Origin of the sequence: Sphingomonas sp. LR59 (assembly GCF_036855945.1) — a bacterium.
In the GTDB taxonomy this organism is placed as follows: Bacteria; Pseudomonadota; Alphaproteobacteria; order Sphingomonadales; family Sphingomonadaceae; genus Sphingomonas.
In genome coordinates, this window is record NZ_JASPFL010000001.1 from 88,061 (window position 1) to 105,897 (window position 17,837).

14 protein-coding genes are annotated in these 17,837 nt (G+C 66.9%); 11 read left to right on the forward strand and 3 right to left on the reverse strand.

The window, feature by feature from the left end; translation table 11 throughout:
• Positions 1-40: 40 nt before the first annotated feature.
• Positions 41-412 carry a hypothetical protein gene (locus tag QP164_RS00455; protein ID WP_132739398.1) on the reverse strand — a complete coding sequence of 124 codons (372 nt, stop codon included), beginning with the start codon at positions 410-412 and terminating at the stop codon, positions 41-43.
• Between the two features lie 193 nt (positions 413-605).
• Here QP164_RS00455 and QP164_RS00460 point away from each other — a divergent pair, with 193 nt between their 5' ends.
• The 5 genes from QP164_RS00460 to QP164_RS00480 all read left to right on the forward strand — a co-directional run bounded on the left by QP164_RS00460 (position 606) and on the right by QP164_RS00480 (position 8,373).
• Positions 606-1,559 carry an ArsR/SmtB family transcription factor gene (locus QP164_RS00460; RefSeq protein WP_277984315.1) on the forward strand — a complete coding sequence of 318 codons (954 nt, stop codon included), beginning with the start codon at positions 606-608 and terminating at the stop codon, positions 1,557-1,559.
• Positions 1,556-2,500, forward strand: coding sequence for a methylenetetrahydrofolate reductase (metF, locus tag QP164_RS00465; protein ID WP_333921762.1), 945 nt, complete (start codon positions 1,556-1,558; stop codon positions 2,498-2,500). The genes QP164_RS00460 and metF overlap by 4 nt, the downstream gene beginning before the upstream one ends.
• A 113-nt stretch (positions 2,501-2,613) precedes the next feature.
• A complete protein-coding gene (locus QP164_RS00470) occupies positions 2,614-3,672 on the forward strand; it encodes a homocysteine S-methyltransferase family protein (RefSeq protein WP_333921763.1) in 1,059 nt (352 codons plus the stop codon).
• Between the two features lie 141 nt (positions 3,673-3,813).
• A complete protein-coding gene (metH, locus tag QP164_RS00475; RefSeq protein WP_333921764.1) occupies positions 3,814-6,528 on the forward strand; it encodes a methionine synthase in 2,715 nt (904 codons plus the stop codon).
• A gap of 69 nt (positions 6,529-6,597) precedes the next feature.
• The gene (locus tag QP164_RS00480) at positions 6,598-8,373 is read left to right on the forward strand and encodes an SLC13 family permease (RefSeq protein WP_333921765.1); all 1,776 of its coding nucleotides are present in this window, start codon (positions 6,598-6,600) and stop codon (positions 8,371-8,373) included.
• A 100-nt stretch (positions 8,374-8,473) separates the two neighbouring features.
• Here the strand turns inward: QP164_RS00480 and QP164_RS00485 are convergent, their stop codons facing one another.
• Positions 8,474-9,934: an aldehyde dehydrogenase family protein gene (locus QP164_RS00485; protein ID WP_333921766.1), complete on the reverse strand. Its 1,461-nt coding sequence runs from the start codon at positions 9,932-9,934 to the stop codon at positions 8,474-8,476.
• Between the two features lie 106 nt (positions 9,935-10,040).
• On the opposite strand from QP164_RS00485, the gene QP164_RS00490 reads away from it, so the two are divergent.
• The 6 genes from QP164_RS00490 to QP164_RS00515 all read left to right on the forward strand — a co-directional run bounded on the left by QP164_RS00490 (position 10,041) and on the right by QP164_RS00515 (position 15,042).
• The gene (locus tag QP164_RS00490) at positions 10,041-11,024 is read left to right on the forward strand and encodes a quinone oxidoreductase family protein (protein WP_333921767.1); all 984 of its coding nucleotides are present in this window, start codon (positions 10,041-10,043) and stop codon (positions 11,022-11,024) included.
• Positions 11,025-11,104: 80 nt separating this feature from the next.
• Complete coding sequence (locus QP164_RS00495) at positions 11,105-11,425, forward strand: hypothetical protein (RefSeq protein WP_333921768.1); 321 nt, start codon at positions 11,105-11,107, stop codon at positions 11,423-11,425.
• Positions 11,422-12,951: a methyl-accepting chemotaxis protein gene (locus QP164_RS00500; RefSeq protein ID WP_333921769.1), complete on the forward strand. Its 1,530-nt coding sequence runs from the start codon at positions 11,422-11,424 to the stop codon at positions 12,949-12,951. Before QP164_RS00495 ends, QP164_RS00500 begins: the two co-directional genes overlap by 4 nt.
• Before the next feature lie 74 nt (positions 12,952-13,025).
• On the forward strand, positions 13,026-13,706 hold the full coding sequence (locus QP164_RS00505) for a response regulator transcription factor (protein WP_333921770.1): 681 nt from the start codon (positions 13,026-13,028) through the stop codon (positions 13,704-13,706).
• Complete coding sequence (locus QP164_RS00510; RefSeq protein WP_333921771.1) at positions 13,706-14,644, forward strand: histidine kinase dimerization/phospho-acceptor domain-containing protein; 939 nt, start codon at positions 13,706-13,708, stop codon at positions 14,642-14,644. The genes QP164_RS00505 and QP164_RS00510 overlap by 1 nt, the downstream gene beginning before the upstream one ends.
• Entirely contained in the window at positions 14,641-15,042 is a 402-nt protein-coding gene (locus QP164_RS00515; protein ID WP_333921772.1) for a sensor histidine kinase, read from the forward strand. Before QP164_RS00510 ends, QP164_RS00515 begins: the two co-directional genes overlap by 4 nt.
• A gap of 140 nt (positions 15,043-15,182) precedes the next feature.
• Here QP164_RS00515 and QP164_RS00520 read toward each other — a convergent pair whose 3' ends face one another.
• Positions 15,183-17,708: a TonB-dependent receptor gene (locus tag QP164_RS00520; RefSeq protein ID WP_333921773.1), complete on the reverse strand. Its 2,526-nt coding sequence runs from the start codon at positions 17,706-17,708 to the stop codon at positions 15,183-15,185.
• Positions 17,709-17,837: the final 129 nt, after the last annotated feature.

A 17,837-nucleotide genomic window follows, 5' to 3' on the forward strand; every position in this document is an offset into this window, starting at 1 on the left:
TCGCTGGGATGACGGGGAGGTGGGGGCGCCTTGGCAAGGCTTAGTCCTTGATCGCGTTGCCGGCGCGGGTCAGCGCGTTGCCGGTGGCGTCGGCGGCGCGGTCGGCCCCGTTGCTGATCGAGGCGCCTGCGCGGTCTGCACCGGCTTCGATGCGGTCACCGGCGCGATCGGCCTTCACATCGAGATTGTCGGTGGCGTTGTCGAGCTTCGCACCGGCGTTGTCGAGCGAGCGCTCGGCCGAACCCAGCGCGCGATCGCTGGCTGCGCTGACGTCGTCGACCGCGTTGGCGGTGGTCGCGCTGGCGTCGGCGGCGATCGCGTTGGCGGCCTGTGCGGTCTGGTCCTGCGCGTTGTTGCTGCAAGCGGCGAGACCGGCGGTGAGCGCCAGGGCGGGGATCAGGAACTTCTTCATAGGTATCTACTCCCGTGGATGTCGTCTTGTGGACCGGGGAATCCCCAGCCCATAGCGCAATCGAACGCGGAGAAAGCGTTTCCGATCCGTCACGATCGCGCGCGATGCGATAAGTCGCAGAGACCTATGGCGGAAATGGAAGATGCGCACGCCCGCGTTGACCTCATATAAAGAAATCTTTATATGAACTTTCATGACGATGGCGCTCGAAATCTTCCGTGCACTGGCGGACGCGACCCGGTTGCGGATCCTTGCGCTGTTGCGGCGGATGGAGCTGTCGGTCGGCGAACTCGCGCAGGTGCTCGGGCAGAGCCAGCCGCGTGTCTCGCGGCATGTGAAGATCCTGTGCGATGCAGGGCTGGCCGAACGTCGCAAGGAGGGCAGCTGGGTGTTCGTCGCGCTCGGCGCGCCGGACGTGGTCGAGCCGGTTGCAGGCGCGCTCGATACCTGGGCGAAGACCGAGCCGGATCATTGGGCAGTGGCGGACGCGGCGCGGCTCGCGGCGGTGCGCGCGGATCGGGCGGCGTCGGCGGCGGCGTGGTTCGAGGGGCATGCCGACGAGTGGGACGCGATTCGGTCGTTGCATGTCGCGGACAGCGAGGTCGAGGCGGCGATGGCGGCAGTGCTCGGCGACGCGCCGGTGGGGACGCTGATCGATATCGGTACGGGCACCGGGCGGATGCTCGAACTGTTTGGCGGGCAGGCTACGGTCGCGCTCGGGATCGATCGCAGTTCGGAGATGCTGCGGCTGGCGCGCGCCAAGCTGCACGACATGACGCACGCCGAACTGCGTCAGGCTGATTTGTACGCGTTGCCGATGGCCGATGCCGCGGCGGACGTCGCGATCCTGCATCACGTGCTCCATTTCGCGCAGCAGCCGGGAGCGGCGGTTAGCGAGGCGGCGCGGGTGCTCGCACCGGGCGGTCGGTTGCTGATCGCCGATTTCGCGAGCCACGACCGCGAGGAATTGCGGGTGCGCGATGCCCATACTCGTCTCGGGTTTGCGGACGAGCAGATGGCGGCGTGGTTCGAGGCCGCGGGCTTGCAGACGGCGCGCGTGGAGACGCTCGAGGGCGGTGAGTTGACGGTGAAATTATGGCTCGGCCGAAAGATCGGCGCGGGCTTGCGTGAGGTGAAGGCGGCATGACGAACATTTCGATCCCCCAACTGGCCGAAGCGCGCCGTGCGCTCGAAGAACCGCTGTTCGCGGATCTGGCGGGCGATGTCGGGCTGAGCTTCGAATTCTTTCCGCCGAAGAGCGAGAAGATGGAGAATCAACTCTGGGAGGCGATCCGCACGCTGGAGCCGCTAGCGCCCGATTTCGTATCGGTGACGTACGGCGCGGGTGGGTCCACGCGCGAACGGACACATGCGACGGTCGCGCGGATCCAGCGCGAGACATCGATGAACGCCGCCGCGCATCTGACCTGCGTCGAGGCGACCAAGGCCGAGATCGACCAGGTGGCCGAGGAATATTGGGCAGCGGGCGTGCGCCACATCGTCGCGCTTCGTGGCGACATGCCGACGCTGGGTCAGCCCTATCAGGCGCATCCGGGCGGGTATGAGAACGCCGCGGCTTTGGTCGCGGGGTTGCGGAGGCTGCATCCGTTCGAGATTTCAGTCGCGGCGTATCCCGAATGCCATCCGGAATCGGGCGGGCATGACGCGGATATTGATAATCTGAAGCGCAAGATCGATGCCGGTGCGACCCGCGCGATCACGCAGTTCTTCTTCTCGCCCGAAGCGTATTTCCGGTTTCGCGACCGGGTTGCAGCCGCCGGGATCACCGCGCAGATCCTGCCGGGTATCCTGCCGGTGTCGAACGTCGCGCAGACGCGGAAGTTCGCTGGGCTCTGCGGTGCGGAGATTCCGGCGTGGATGGACCGGTTGTTCGAAGGCCTCGACGATCATCCTTCGGCGCGGCAGCTCGTGGCCGCGACGATCGCGGCCGAGATGTGCCGGCGGCTCTACGCGGGCGGGGTGAAGGACTTCCACTTCTACACGCTCAACCGCGCCGAGCTGGCGTACGCGATCTGCCACATGCTCGGTGTTCGCGCGAAGCCGAGCGAAAAGGTCGCTGCGGCGTAGCGACCACTCCGCTTGCGGGAGGGGTCGGGGAGGGCGTGGCCCAACCCGACCGTCTCGTTTGCGGCACTTCCCTCCCCGACCCCTCCCGCCAGCGGGAGGGGAGGAGATTGACGATGACACCACGTGAACGTTTCAACGCGGAAGCCGCCAAGCGCATCCTGATCACCGACGGCGCGTTCGGCACCGAGATCCAGAACTGGAAGCTCGACGAGGCGGCTTACGCAGGGTCGCTCGGCTTGTCGCACGACCAGAAGGGCAACAACGACATCCTGGCGATCACCAAGCCGGACGTCCCCGAAACGATCACGCGCGAATATCTCGAGGCGGGGTCTGACATCGTCTCGACCAACACGTTCAGCGCAAACGTCATCTCGCAGGCCGACTACGGCGCAGAGCATCTGGTGCGCGAGATCAACGTCGAGTCCGCCAGGATCGCTCGCGCGCTCGCCAACGAATACGAGGCCAAGGACGGCCGTCCGCGCTTCGTCGCCGGCGCGATCGGGCCGACCAACAAGACGCTGTCGCTGTCGCCCGACGTCAACGATCCCGGCTTTCGCGAGATCGACTTCGATTATCTGAAGGGCGTGTACCGCGAACAGATCGACGCGCTGCTCGAAGGCGGCGAGGGGGTCGGTGTCGACTTCATCCTGATCGAGACGGTGTTCGACACGCTCAACGCCAAGGCAGGCATCATGGCGGCGATCGAGGCGGGCGATGCGCTCGGGCGCGACGTGCCGATCATGATGTCGATGACGCTGACGGATCTGTCTGGGCGCAACCTGTCGGGGCATACGGTCGAGGCGTTCTGGCATGCGGTGCGGCACGCCAAGCCGATCACGATCGGCCTGAACTGCTCGTTCGGTGCGGAGCAGCTTCGCCCGCACGTCAAGACGCTGAGCGCGATCGCGGACACGCTGATCATGATCTACCCGAACGCCGGGCTGCCCAACGAACTCGGCGAGTATGACGAGCAGCCGGCGACGACGGCGGGGCTGGTCGGCGAGTGGGCGGTGGCGAAACAGGTCAACGTGCTCGGCGGCTGCTGTGGCTCGACGCCGGCGCATATCAAGGCGATGGCCGACGGCGTGCGCGGGCTCGAACCGCGTGCGGTTGCGCGGCCTGAAGTGCGGACCAAACTCGCCGGCCTAGAACCGTTCACGATGGCGGCGTAAATCCTCCCCGGCACGGGGAGGGGGACCGCGCCTGAAAGGCGTGGTGGAGGGGCTCTCCACCAAGCGTAACGTTCGTGGAGAGCCCCTCCACCGCTCTGCGAGCGGTCCCCCTCCCCGTACCGGGGAGGAATTGGAAAACCGATGACCACGACTTCCTCCTCCACCTCTTTCGTCAACATCGGCGAGCGCACCAACGTCACCGGCTCGGCGCGCTTCAAGAAGCTGATCATGGCGGGCGACTATCCCGCCGCGGTCGAGGTCGCGCGCCAGCAGGTCGAGAGCGGCGCACAGGTGCTAGACGTCAACATGGACGAGGGGCTGCTCGACGCGCATCACGCCATGACGACGTTCCTCAAGCTGATCGCCGCCGAACCCGATATCGCGCGCATCCCGTTCATGGTCGACAGTTCGAAATGGAGCGTGATCGAAGCCGGGCTGAAGTGCGTCAGCGGCAAGCCGATCGTCAATTCGATCAGCATGAAGGAGGGCGAAGAGCAGTTCCTGGCGCAGGCCCGCAAGTGCATGGCGTACGGTGCGGCGGTGGTCGTGATGGCGTTCGACGAGGTCGGCCAGGCGGACACCAAGGACCGGAAAGTCGAGATTTGCGAGCGCGCGTACAAGCTGCTCGTCGGGATCGGCTTCCCGCCCGAGGACATCATCTTCGATCCCAACGTCTTCGCGGTCGCGACGGGAATTGAGGAGCACAACAACTACGGCGTCGACTTCATTGAGGCGTGCAAGGAGATCAAGGCGCGCTGCCCGCACGTCCATATCTCGGGCGGGCTGTCGAACTTCAGCTTCTCGTTCCGCGGCAACGAACCGGTGCGCCGCGCGATGCACAGCGTCTTCCTGTATTACGCGATCCCCGCGGGCATGGACATGGCGATCGTCAACGCCGGCCAGCTCGACATCTACGACGATATCGATCCCGAACTGCGCAAGGCAGTCGAGGACGTCGTGCTCAACACCGATCCCGAGGCGGGCGATCGGCTGGTCGCGCTCGCCGAACGCTATCGCGGCACCGACGTGGTCGCGGAGAAGGCGGCGGCGGAATGGCGCTCGCTGGGTGTCAACAAGCGGCTCGAATATGCGCTGGTCAAGGGCATCGACCTGCACGTGGTCGAGGATACCGAGGAAGCACGGCTGGTCATCGCCGGCAATGGCGGGCGGCCGATCGAGGTCATCGAAGGTCCGCTGATGGACGGCATGAACGTCGTCGGCGACCTGTTCGGATCGGGCAAGATGTTCCTGCCGCAGGTCGTGAAGTCGGCGCGCGTGATGAAGAAGGCGGTCGCGCATTTGCTCCCGTATATCGAGGCGGCCAAGGAGCCCGGCGCGCGCGGCAAGGGCAAGATCATCATGGCGACCGTCAAGGGCGACGTGCACGATATCGGCAAGAACATCGTCGGCGTGGTGCTGCAGTGCAACGGCTTCGACGTGGTCGATCTCGGCGTGATGGTGCCGTGGTCGAAGATCCTCGAATCCGCGAATGAGAATGATGCGGACATGATCGGGCTCTCCGGACTGATCACACCGAGCCTCGACGAGATGGTCACGGTCGCCGAGGAGATGAAGCGCGCGGGGATGACGATGCCGCTGCTGATCGGCGGCGCGACGACGTCGAAGGTGCATACCGCGCTGCGGATCGCGCCGGCGTATGATGGCCCGGTGGTGCATGTGCTCGACGCGAGCCGTGCGGTCGGCGTCGCGTCGACCCTGGTGTCGGACACGATCCGCGACGAGTTCGTGACCAAGACCGCGGACGAGTATGAGGCGGTGCGGATCTCGCGCGCGAACAAGGGGCAGAGCGAGTTGCTGCCTCTGGCGACCGCGCGCGAGCGCGCGTTCGTTGCGGATTTCGCGCTGAAACCGCCTGCGCCGGTGAAGCCTGGCGTGCATGTGTTCGCGGATTGGGATCTGTCGGATCTGCGCGACTATATCGACTGGACGCCGTTTTTTCGCGCGTGGGAGTTGGCGGGCAATTTCCCGGCGATCCTGACCGACGAGGTCGTCGGCGAGAGCGCGAGTTCGCTGTACGCGGATGCGCAGGCGATGCTCGACACGATCGTCGCGGAGAAGTGGCTGACCCCACGCGGCGTCGCAGGGCTGTGGCCGGCACGCCGCGTGGGGGATGACATACTTGTATCCTCCCCGGCACGGGGAGGGGACCGCGCAGCGGTGGAGGGGGCGTGCCACACAGCGTCCCGCTCGCGGAGGCCCCCTCCACCATCCTGCGGATGGTCCCCTCCCCGTGCCGGGGAGGAATATCGGCTCCCCATGCTGCGCCAGCAGATCGCCAAGCGCGAAGGCCGCGCCAACATGTGCCTCGCCGATTTCGTCGACACGCAGGACGACTGGTTCGGCGGCTTCGCGGTCGGCATCCACGGGATCGACGAGCACATCGCCCGCTTCAAGGCGGACAACGACGATTACAACGACATCCTGCTGAAAGCACTCGCCGACCGCTTCGCCGAAGCCTTCGCCGAACGTCTACACAAGCACGTCCGCACCGATCTCTGGGGCTATGCCCCCGACGAACAGCTCACCAACGAGGCGATGATCAAGGAACAGTATCGCGGCATCCGCCCCGCACCCGGCTATCCCGCCTGCCCGGATCACAGCCTCAAGCCGATCCTGTTCGACCTGCTCGACGCCCCGACCGCGACCGGGCTCGAACTGACCGAGAGCTTCGCGATGTTCCCGACCGCCGCCGTCTCCGGCTTCTATTTCGGCCATCCGCAGGCCGAGTATTTCGGCGTCGCCCGCGTCGGCCGCGACCAGCTCGAAGACTATGCCGCACGCCGTGGCGCGGACCTCAAGACCGCCGAACGCTGGCTTCGTCCTAACCTCGACTAAGGTCCGGGCTCGCGCGCGGAACAACCGCCGCGAGCCCGCGCTTATTATGGGTCGACATGCGGAGACCCGATGACCGTTCCCCAGTATCTCTCGATCGCCACGCTGTTCGGGATGATGGCGCTCTTCATTTGGGGCAGGTTCCGCTACGATGTCACCGCGATCCTCGCGTTGCTCGCCAGCATCGCGCTGGGCATTGTCAGCCCGGAGGACGCGTTCAAGGGCTTCTCCGACGACATCGTCATCATCGTCGGCTCGGCGCTGGTGATCTCGGCGGCGGTGCAGCGCTCGGGAATTATTGAACGCGCGCTCGCCAAGTTCGCCAGCCGCGTGACCCGCGTCCGCTCGCAACTGCTGCTGCTGACCGCCTCGGTCGGGTTCGCCTCCGCGCTGGTCAAGAACATCGGCGCGCTCGCGATGCTGATGCCCGCCGCGTTCCAGATGGCGAAGAAGAACGACACCTCGCCCTCGGTCTTCCTGATGCCGATGGCGTCCGCGTCGCTGCTCGGCGGGCTCATCACGCTGGTTGGCACGTCGCCCAACATCATCGTCAGCCGCGTCCGCGAACAGATGACCGGGCACCCGTTCGGGATGTTCGACTACGCGCCGGTCGGACTCGGCCTGACGCTGATGGGGCTGATCTATCTCCGCTTCGCCTACCGGCTGCTGCCGCGCGATCGCCGTGCCGCGCCGACGATGGGCGAGGCGCTCGACATCAAAGGCTATGTTACCGAAGCGATGATCCCCGACGGCTCGCCCGCGGTCGACGAGACCGTCGATGCGTTCCTCGACCGCCACGACCGCGAGGTGACGATCACCCGCATCCTTCGCGCCGGGATGCGCAGCGCGCCGCACGACCACACACATCTGCGCGCGGGCGATACGCTGATCCTCGGGGGCGATCCCGATGCGCTCGAACGGGTGATCGCGCGCGATCGGCTGAAGCTGGAAGGCGAGGACCGGGAGAAGGCGGACGAGGACGACGACGACGAGGTCGGCGTGATCGAGGCGGTGATCGGGCTCGGCTCGGCGCTGGTCGGCAAGACCGCGGCGCGGCTCGCGTTGCAGGCGCGCTACGGCGTGAACCTGATCGCGATCTCACGGCAGGGCGAGCATCTCTCGCGGCGCCTCGCCAATACCGAATTGCGCGCCGGCGACGTGTTGGTGCTGCAGGGGCCTCTCGAGCAGTTGCCGAGCAAGCTGCGCGATCTTGGCTGTCTGCCGCTAGCGCAGCGCGAGATGCGGCTCGGCGTATCGAAGCGGAGCTGGCTGCCGATCGCCATTCTCGCGGTGGCGATGAGCGCGACGGCGATGGGGTTCGTGCCGGTGGCGGTCGCGTTCTTCGCCGCGGCGGGTTTGATCATGGCGACCGGCGTGCTGCCGGTGCGCGAGGCGTACGACCATGTCGAATGGCCGATCCTGATCATGCTCGGCGCGTTGATCCCGGTCAGCGACTCGTTGCGCACGACCGGCGCGTCGGAGGTGATCGCGACGTGGCTGTCGTCGACCGCGGCGACGCTGCCGCCCTGGGGCGCGGTCGCGCTGATACTGGCGGCGGCGATGGCGGTGACGCCGTTTCTCAACAATGCCGCGACCGTGCTGGTGATGGCACCGATCGCCGCGACTTTTGCCGGCGATCTCGGGTTCCGGCCCGAGGCTTTCCTGATGGCGACCGCGGTCGGGGCGGGATGCGATTTCCTCACCCCGATCGGCCACCAGTGCAACACGCTGGTGATGGGGCCGGGCGGGTACAGGTTCAGCGACTACGCGCGGCTCGGCGCACCGCTGTCGCTGCTCGTGCTGCTGGTAGGCACCCCGCTGATCGTCGCGGTCTGGCCGATGCACTGAGTCACCCGTCATCCTGACGAAAGTCAGGATCCAGTGTTACGCGCGCCGTCCTATCGGCTCTGGATCCTGACTTTCGTCAGGATGATGGAGGGTTGCAGGGTCAGGCCCCGGCTTCGGCCGGCCTTCCCTCGCGTACGTCACCCGGCAGGCCGGTGATTGTCTTTACCTCCATGAAGTCCGTCAGCCCATAGCGCCCGTTCTCGCGGCCGTTGCCCGATTGCTTGTAGCCACCGAACGGCGCGCCGATGTCCGGGCTCCACGAGTTGATCGTCACCAGCCCCGCGCGCAACTTTGGTGCGACCTTCGCCGCCGCCGCCGGATCGCCCGAGATCGTCGCCGACAGGCCGTATTCGGTCGCATTGGCGATGCGGATGCCCTCGTCCTGATCGGCATACGAGGTGATCGTCGCGACCGGGCCGAACGTCTCCTCCTGCGCGATCCGCATGTCGGGGCGGACGTCGGTGAACAGCGTTGGCTGGATATAATACCCCGCATTGCGCCCGTCCGGCCGACCTACGCCGCCGGTCACCAGCGTCGCGCCTTCGTCGATCGCCGACTGGATCAGCCCCTGGATCTTGTCGAACTGCGCCTTGTTGACGACCGGGCCGATATGCTGACCCATCTCCGCGGGATCGCCGACCTTGGTCTGCTCCATCATCGACTTCACGATCGCGGTCGCCTCCGCAACCTGGCTCGCATGGACCAGCAGGCGGGTCGGCGCGATGCAGCTCTGGCCCGAATTGGCGAGCACGCCAGCAACCGTCGGCGGCAACACAGCCGCAAGATCGGAGCCTTCCAGCACGAGGTTCGCCGCCTTGCCGCCAAGCTCCTGATGCACGCGCTTAACCGTCGGCGCCGCCGCGAGCGCCACTGCGATCCCGGCGCGCGTGGACCCGGTGAAGCTCACCATGTCGACCTCGCGGTGCGCGCACAGCGCCGCGCCGACGCCTGGACCGTCGCCGTTGACGAGATTGAACACCCCCGCCGGCACGCCCGCCGCATCCATGATCTCCGCCAGGATCACCGCGCACGACGGCGCCTCCTCGGACGGCTTCAGGATCATCGTGTCGCCCGCCGCCAGCGCAGGCGCGACCTTCGCGCAGATCTGGTTCAGCGGCCAGTTCCACGGCGTGATCATCGCGACGACGCCAAGCGGCTCGTGCACGACGGTCGCCTTGCCGATGGTCTCGGAGAATTCGAACGCCGCCAGCGCCTTCGCGGTCGCGGAGAAATGCGCGAGCCCGGTGGGCGCCTGCGCCATCGACGCGAGCGCCATCGGTGCGCCCATCTCCTGCGACATCGCCTTCGCCAGATCGGGCATCCGTGCCTTGTATTCGGTCATGATCCGGCCGAGCACGTCGAGCCGTTCCTGCACGCTCGTCTGGCTCCAGCTCTCGAACGCGTCGCGGGCCGCGGCGACCGCCTTGTCGACATCCGCGGCGGTGCCCAGCGTGATCTCGGTGCAGGGCTGTTCCGTCGACGGGTCGATCACCTGATAGACGGTGCCGCCCTCGCTCTCGACCCACGCGCCATCGATATACTGCTTCAAATAGCTTTTCATCGTGCCTCTCCGCATCTTGTCTCGCCAAGGAATGGGCTCGGCGGAGATCGGTTGCAACCCGAAACGCATGCCGTAGGTTGACCGGGAAATTCATTGGGAGGCCGGCATGGCGAGAGTGGCATTCATCGAGAAGATCGGCGGTCCCGAGGTCATCCAGTGGCGTGACGTCGAACTGCCGCCTCCGGCCAAGGGCGAGGTCTGGATGCGCAACACGGCGGTCGGCCTGAACTATATCGACACCTACCACCGCAGCGGGGTGTACCCGGTCGACCTGCCCTCGGGGCTCGGCAGCGAGGCGGCGGGCGTGGTGATGGCGGTCGGCGAGGGCGTCACCGACTTCGCGCCCGGCGACCGTGTCGGCACCTTCGGCCCGTCGCGCGGCGCGTATGCGACCGAGCGTAACGTGCCTGCGAACCAACTCTTCAAGCTGCCCGACACGCTCGACGACCGCACCGCCGCGGCGATCCTGCTCAAAGGTACTACCGCCGAGTTCCTGGTCGAGCGCTGCGCCAAGGTGCAGGCGGGCCAGACCGTGCTCGTCCACGCGGCCGCGGGCGGCGTCGGCCACATCCTGGTCGGCTGGCTCAAGGCGATCGGTGCGACCGTCATCGCCAGCGTCGGCAGCGAGGACAAGGCGGCGCGTACCCGCAAAGCCGGCGCCGACCACGTCATCCTCCACAAGTCCGAGGACATCGCCGCGCGGGTCCGCGAGATCACCGACGGCAAGGGTGTGCCCATCATCCTCGACGGCGTCGGCGGCGCGACCTGGAACGCCTCGCTCGACAGTGCGGCGAAACGTGGCCTGATCGTCAGCTACGGCAATGCGGGGGGCGTGGTCGAGGGCGTCAACATCGGCATCCTCGCGCGGAAAGGGTCGCTGTTCGTGACCCGGCCGACTCTGTTCGATTACTATGTTACGCCCGAGGAGAGGCAGACCGGCATCGCCCGCCTGTTCGCGATGCTCGACAGCGGCGCGATCACACCCGAGATCGGCCAGACCTTCGCGCTCGAAGACGCGGCCGATGCGCATCGCGCGGTCGAGAGCGGGCGTACCTGGGGAGCACGCTGCTGCTGCCGTAAGGCCCTGTGATCGACTGGCTGATTGAGCGATAGCGAAACGGTGACCGATACGTTAACTGCCGCCTAACGCATTGTACCTACGTCGAACATATGGTTCGTTCTTACAATTCCGCGGTGGCGATCTGCATCGCCGCACAGGGGATCGCAGTCGTCATCGGCTTCGCGGTACTGATGGCCTGGCCGCCGCGTCATGGCGAATATCTGCTCGTACCGGTCGGCGCGAACGCGGCCGCGAGCCTGTTGCCGACCGCGGTCGCGGGCCATGCCCTGCTGATCGGTGCCGGGCCGTTGCCGAACAGCTACATCGTCAGGGGCGATCGTGCGCAATTGGCAGGGCTGATGATGGCGCATGGCGTGGTGCTGCTCGGCGCGTCGGCCGCAGCCTGCGGCGAAACGGCGGTCGCGGCATGAACCCCACCGACCTCCAGATCTTCCGCGCGCGCGGCATCGCCATCGTCGCGATCGCGGGCTGGGTCTGTACGCTATGGCTTGGCGTGATGGGCCTGTGGCTCGATGCCGACGGGCTCGTGCCGGTGCTGGTCGTCGCGGTGCTGGTCAATCTCGCGCCGACGCTGATGGCGGTGCGGCGGCGTCATGACCCGGTTGCGCGGCTGGTCTCCGGCACGCCCGCCGCGGTGTATCCGGCGCTCGGCGTCTATCTGTTGCAGGGGCATGCCTGGCAGATGGATGCGCACATGTATTTTTTCGTCGCGCTCGCCGCCCTCGTGGTGCTCTGCGACTGGCGGCCGATCGCGCTCGCCGCGGGCCTGATCGCGGTGCATCATCTGGTGCTGGAGACGGCGGCACCCGGGTGGGTGTTCACGGGCTCGGGCAATATCGGCCGCGTCGTCATTCATGCCGCCGCGGTGGGGTTGCAGCTCGCGGTGCTGGGTTATGTCACCGCCCGTCTGCGCAGCCTGATGATCCGCCAGGAGACTGCACGCTGCGAGAGCGAGACGCTCGCGAACGAGGCGATCGACAGCCGCAACCGGATGGAGGAGGCGATCACCGGGATGCGCGCGGCCGAGGCACGCGAGGCGCGCGAACGCCAGCGTCGGCTGGAGATCGAGCGCGAACTCGCCGCGCAGCGTGCCGCCGAGATGCTGGCGTTGGCGGAGGCGTTCCAGGCGTCGGTGGCCGATATCGTCGATTCGGTCGGGTCGGCGTCGTCCCGGCTCGACGGATCGGCGCGCGCGCTGAACGAACTCGCGCAGGTCGCCACCCGCCAGACCGAAGCGAGCGCCGCCGCGGCTACGCAGTCGTCGGAGAGCGCGGGGCGGTTGTCGGCACAGATCCATGCGCTGACCCAGTCGGTGACGTCGATCGCAAGCGTGGCCGAACAGCAGGTCCAGCTCGGGACCGAGGCGCGTACCGCATCGACGCTCAGCCACACGGCGATGATCGCGCTCGTCGAACGGACGCAGACGATCGGCAGCTTTGCCAACTCCATTCAACAGATCGCCGCCAAGACCAACCTGCTCGCGCTGAACGCGACGATCGAGGCGGCGCGCGCGGGCGATGCCGGCAACGGGTTCAAGGTGGTCGCGAGCGAGGTCAAGCAGCTTGCCGGGCAGGCGACCGGCGCGTCGAGCGAGATCCGTGCGCTGGCTGGCTCCGCGGAGCAGGGGGCGGGGGTCGCCAACGATGCGCTCGGCCGGATCGCGACGATGATCGGCCACCTCGCGACCGCCGCGGACACGATCCAGGCGGAGGTGCGGCATCACCACCAGACCGCGGCGTCGATCGAGCGCACCGCTGACAGCACCGCGGCGGGGATCGACAGCATGGCGGACGAGTTGCTTGGGATCGCGCGGGTCGCAGGCGAGACCGCGGGGCTGTCCGACATGGTCGCCCGCGCCGCGACCGGGCTGCTCGATACCGCGCGCCAGCTCCGCGCGGCGACCGACCGCTTCGTGATCCAGCTGAAGGCCGCGTAGCGCGCGGTTTGCCTGGGGGGCGAAAGCGCGGTAGGGCGGGGCCCCATCCAAGTGATCCTTTCGGCGAGACGACGATGAGCCTGAACCTGTTGCTGGTCGAGGACGATGCGGTGTTCGCGCAGGCGATGGCGGAGGAACTGCGCGGGCTCGATCACCGCGTCACGGTCGCGGTCGATGGCCGCGAGGCGCTGGCCGCGGTCGACAGCGCGCCGTTCGATGCGGTGGTGCTCGACCGGATGCTGCCCAAGGTCGACGGGATGTCGGTGCTCGCGCGGCTGCGCGGCGGCAACATGACGGTGCCGGTGATCATGCTCACCGCGCTCGGCCGGTCGGTCGAGAAGGTCGAAGGGCTCGAGGCGGGGGCGGACGATTACGTGGTCAAGCCGGTCGCCGCCGCCGAACTCAGCGCGCGGCTGGCCGCGGTGGTACGCGGACGCGGCTGGACCGGCGGTAGCGCAGACACGATCCGCGCGGGCGACATCGTCGTCAGCCCGACCAAGTTCCGCGCATGGCGCGACGGCATCGCGCTCGACCTCGGCAAGCTCGAGTTCAAGCTGCTCGCCGAGTTCGTTGCCAATGCCGATGCGGTGCTGACGCGGGCGATGCTGGTCGAGCGCGTCTGGGGCTACGACTTCGCGCCGACCACCAACATCGTCGACGTCTATGTCCGCCACCTCCGCGTCAAGCTGACCGCGGCGGGCGGCGAGGACCCGATCGTGACGGTGCGCGGCGTCGGTTACATGTTGCGCGGCTGATGCGGTTCCGGTCGCTTCGCACGCTGACCGGGGCCTTTCTGCTGGCGTTCCTGGTCGCGACGATCGGGACCGGGGTCGCGATCCACGGTATCACGCTGCAGACGATCGAGCGGTTGGTCGATCGCCGTATCCTGGTCGTCAGCGACGCGATCGCGGGCGTGCCGGGCGACCGGCGATCGGCCGACGTCTTTCGCCGGATCGACGCGGCGATGCGCGAACGCGACACCGGCGATATCGGTTTGTTGCTGGTCGATGCGAACGGCCGTCGGCTCGGCGGCAACATCACCTTGTCGCGCCGCCTGCCGCTGGGCTTCTCCACAATCGCGCGCGACGACCGGATCGCCGGGCTGTCCGCGGGCCGTGCGCTGGTCCGTACCGTCGGCGGCGGAATGACGCTGACCACGGTCGCCGAGACCGAGCCGTTCGACGACTACAACGCCGCGCGCACGCGGATCTACCTGATCGGGTTCGGCTCGATCGTGCTGATCGTGATTGGCGGCATGGTCTTCTTCGTCGTCACGATCGGCCGGCGGATCAGTGAGACGCGGCGCACGGTCGAGGCGATCATCGACGGCGACATGACGCGACGCGTGCCGATCCACCCATCGGGCGGCGAGTTCGCGCATCAGGCGATGGCGTTCAACCGGATGCTCGATCGCATCTCGGACCTGATGGCGAGCATCAGCAACGTCTCGAACGACATCGCGCACGACCTGCGCACGCCGCTCGCGCGGTTGCGCAGCCAGCTTGCGCTGACTGTACGCAGGGCCGAGACGGCGGCGCAGCGCGAGGATCTCGAAGCCGCAATCGCGATGAGCGACGAGCTGCTCGCGATGTTCGCGGCAATGCTGCGGATCGCCGAGGTCGAGGGGGCGATCGTCGCGCCGCGTTCGCGGCGGTCGATGTCGCCGACTTGGTTCGGGAGGTCGGCGACATGATGCAGCCGGTCGTGGTGGATAGCGGTCGGCGGCTCGACATCGTCGTGAAGGAACCAGCCCCTATCGTTGGAGATCGCCAGTTGCTGGGTCAGGCGACGGTCAACCTGATCGAGAACGCGATCCGCCATACGCCCACGGGCACGCGGATCGAGATCGGCGTCGTCTCGACCAAGGTCGCGACGATGCTGACGGTGACCGACGATGGCCCAGGCATCCCGGCCGACCAGCGCAAACTGGCGCTTCGCCGGTTCGGGCGTCTGGACATCAGCCGTCACGATGTCGGGCACGGCCTGGGCCTCGCGCTGATCGATGCGATCGTTCGCCTGCACCGCGGCACGTTGTCGCTCGAGGACGCGGGACCTGGGTTACGCGTGGTGCTGAGCTTGCCACGCGGCTGAGCCAACAAGTAATCCTCCCCCGCGAGGGGGAGGTGGCAGGCGGAGCCTGACGGAGGGGGCGGGGGCGACACCCTATGTTTGGTATCCTCCCCTCCGTCGCCTTCGGCGCCGCCTCCCCCTTGCGGGGGAGGATCGTGAGGTCAGAACTTGACCGAGGCTTCCATGCCGTAGGTGCGCGGCGCGTTGAAGTTGCCATAGTCGCCCAGCACGTTGTTGACGCTGCCCGATGTGAGGTTGGTCGTCGGGGCGCCCGGCAGGCTGTTCGACGGATCGCGGCGGAACACATACTGCTTGTCGAACAGGTTGCGGACCCAGGCCGAGATCGTCACCGCATTGCTGCCGCCGACATGGATGTTCGCCAGTGCCAGACGCGCGTTGGCGATGAACGCCGGATCGTTCTTGGTCGCGAACTGGTCGAAGGTCTGCGTGGCCTGCGAGTAGTTGCCGTCGAGGTGGAACTTCAGGTCCATGTCGCTGATCGGCATCGTGTAGTCGATCGACCCGTTGGCGGCGTTGCGCGGCGTGAACACGATGTAGAAGTTCTGGTACACCCCGGTCGACGCGATCAGCACCGGCGGGATCTTCGTGTAGGTGTACGCATAGCCTGCGGTCAGCGTCAGCCCGTCGACCGGCTGCACGGTCAGATCGGCCTCGATCCCGCGGATCTTGGTAATCCCCGGCGCATTGATCGTCACGAGGTTGTTAAAGCTGCCCGACGCGGTCGTCTGGATCGAGCTGATGTCGACCTGGCTGTTCTTGCGATCCATGATGTAGCCGGCAAGGTTCAGGCGCGCACGGTGGTTCCAGAAATCGGTCTTCGCGCCGATCTCGTACGACTTCACGTCCTCCGGGTTGAACGTCTGGTAGTTCGAGGTGCGCGAGCTGGCACCGCCGGCGCGATAGCCGGTCGCGTATTTGGCGTAGACATGGACCGTGTCACTGGCATCATAGGCGAGCGTCGCCATCGGATTGAACCGGTTCCAGGTGGCGTCGAGCGGCTTGTAGCCGGCCGCGGTCAGCTGAGCGGCAGTCGCCGTGTCGTAGTTCAGGTTGCGCGAATAATGCAGCACGCCCTGCTTTTCGTCGCGCGTGTAACGGCCACCGGCGGTCAGGTGGACGCGATCGGTCGCGTTCCAGGTGACCTGGCCGTAGCCGGCATAGCTCTTCGAATGCACTTCCGAGGCACGATCGATCGATCGACAGCCCACGAGCGAGCCGAACCCGCCCGACCCGGTGCAGGGATCGAGCACTGAGATCGTCGTCAGCGCAGAATTGAACGCCAGCGAGTTCGGCGTCGCCGCGTCGTCGCTGATATGTTCGTTGAAGTAATAGAGCCCGGCGACGTAATCGAACTGGCCGACCGTGCCGACTGCCTGGAATTCCTGGCTGAACTGGTTCTGATGCAGGTCGGCAAGGCTGTAGCGGCTGAAGTTGCACGCACTGCCAACGCAGCCAGCGGCAACGACGGGGACGCGGTGATAGCCGCCGCTATTGTCATACTGGGTCGCGTTCACGCCGCGCCATGCGGTGATCGAGCGGAGTTCGATCTCGGGTGCGACATCCCAACGGATGTTCGAGGTGAAGCCGTGCGTCTTGTCGACACTAGGCTGCTGTGGCACGCCGATATCGGCGACCTTCGCGCGGCTGGTGCCGTTGACCACGACCTGGCTCGGAAGCGGCTTCACGGTGCCGGTAAGCGTGGTGTAGTTGGTGCCGGGGAGGGCACAGGCGGACGATGCCGATTGCGCCCCCGCCTTGCACCCGTTCGGGTTCACGTTGAGCAGCTGGCTGTAGAACGGGCTGTTCGAGTCATAGCCGTTATCGTAGCTGAAATCGGCGGTCATGCCCGAGATCGGGTGGACCCGCGCGGTCGCCTTGAAGCCGCGGCGATGATAATAGTTGAAGCCGGTCTGGCCCTCGAGCGGGTTCTTGGTGGTCGCATCCTGATGCTGGATGACGCCGTCGAGCTTCAGCGCAACGCCGTAGGTTTCCGGCAGGTCGAGATGCAGCGTACCGTTGTAGCTGCCGTAGTTCGCGATCCCGCCGGTCGCGCTGCCGCCCCATTTGCCGCTCGGGCCCTTGGTGACGATGCTGAGCGCGCCGCCTTCGGTGTTGCGACCGAACAGCGTGCCCTGCGGGCCCTTGAGCACTTCGATCCGGTCGACGTCGAACAGCGCTGCGTTCAGGCCGTGCTGGCGACCGAGATAGACGCCGTCGATATAGACGCCGACGCCCTGCTCGCGGGCGGGCTGGTTGGCGTCGAGCGGCACGATGCCGCGGATGCCGATCGTCAGCGCGGACTGGCGCGCCTCGAAGGTCGCGACACGCAGCGACGGCACCGCGCCGTCGGCGAGATCGTAAAGGCTCTGGACGTGGCGATCGGTCAGCGCCTGGCTGCTGAGCACGTTGATCGCGATCGGCGTCTTCTGCAGGTTGGTCTCGCGCTTGGTCGCGGTCACGACGATCTCGCCCAGGCCGGTCTGGTCGGCAGGGTCGGCGGTCACGGGGGCGGCAGGATCGACGGGCACGGGATCGGCGGCGGCGACGGTCGCCGTATCCTTGGTGGCAGTCGGCGTGGCGGCAGCGGCGAAGGCGGGCGACGCGATCGCGACCGTCAAGGCGGCGCCGGCCAGCAGCCGCAAGCGCAGGCTTGCTGAATTCAACATCGAGGAGTTCCCTTTTCGGCAGTGTTTGCCTTGAAGGGCGCGATAGGCGGCGGTCGTGGCACGTCCGTTACGATTATAAGAATCGCGTGTCCGACGTTTTTAATGTTGGCTTAATGCGCGTCGCCAGCG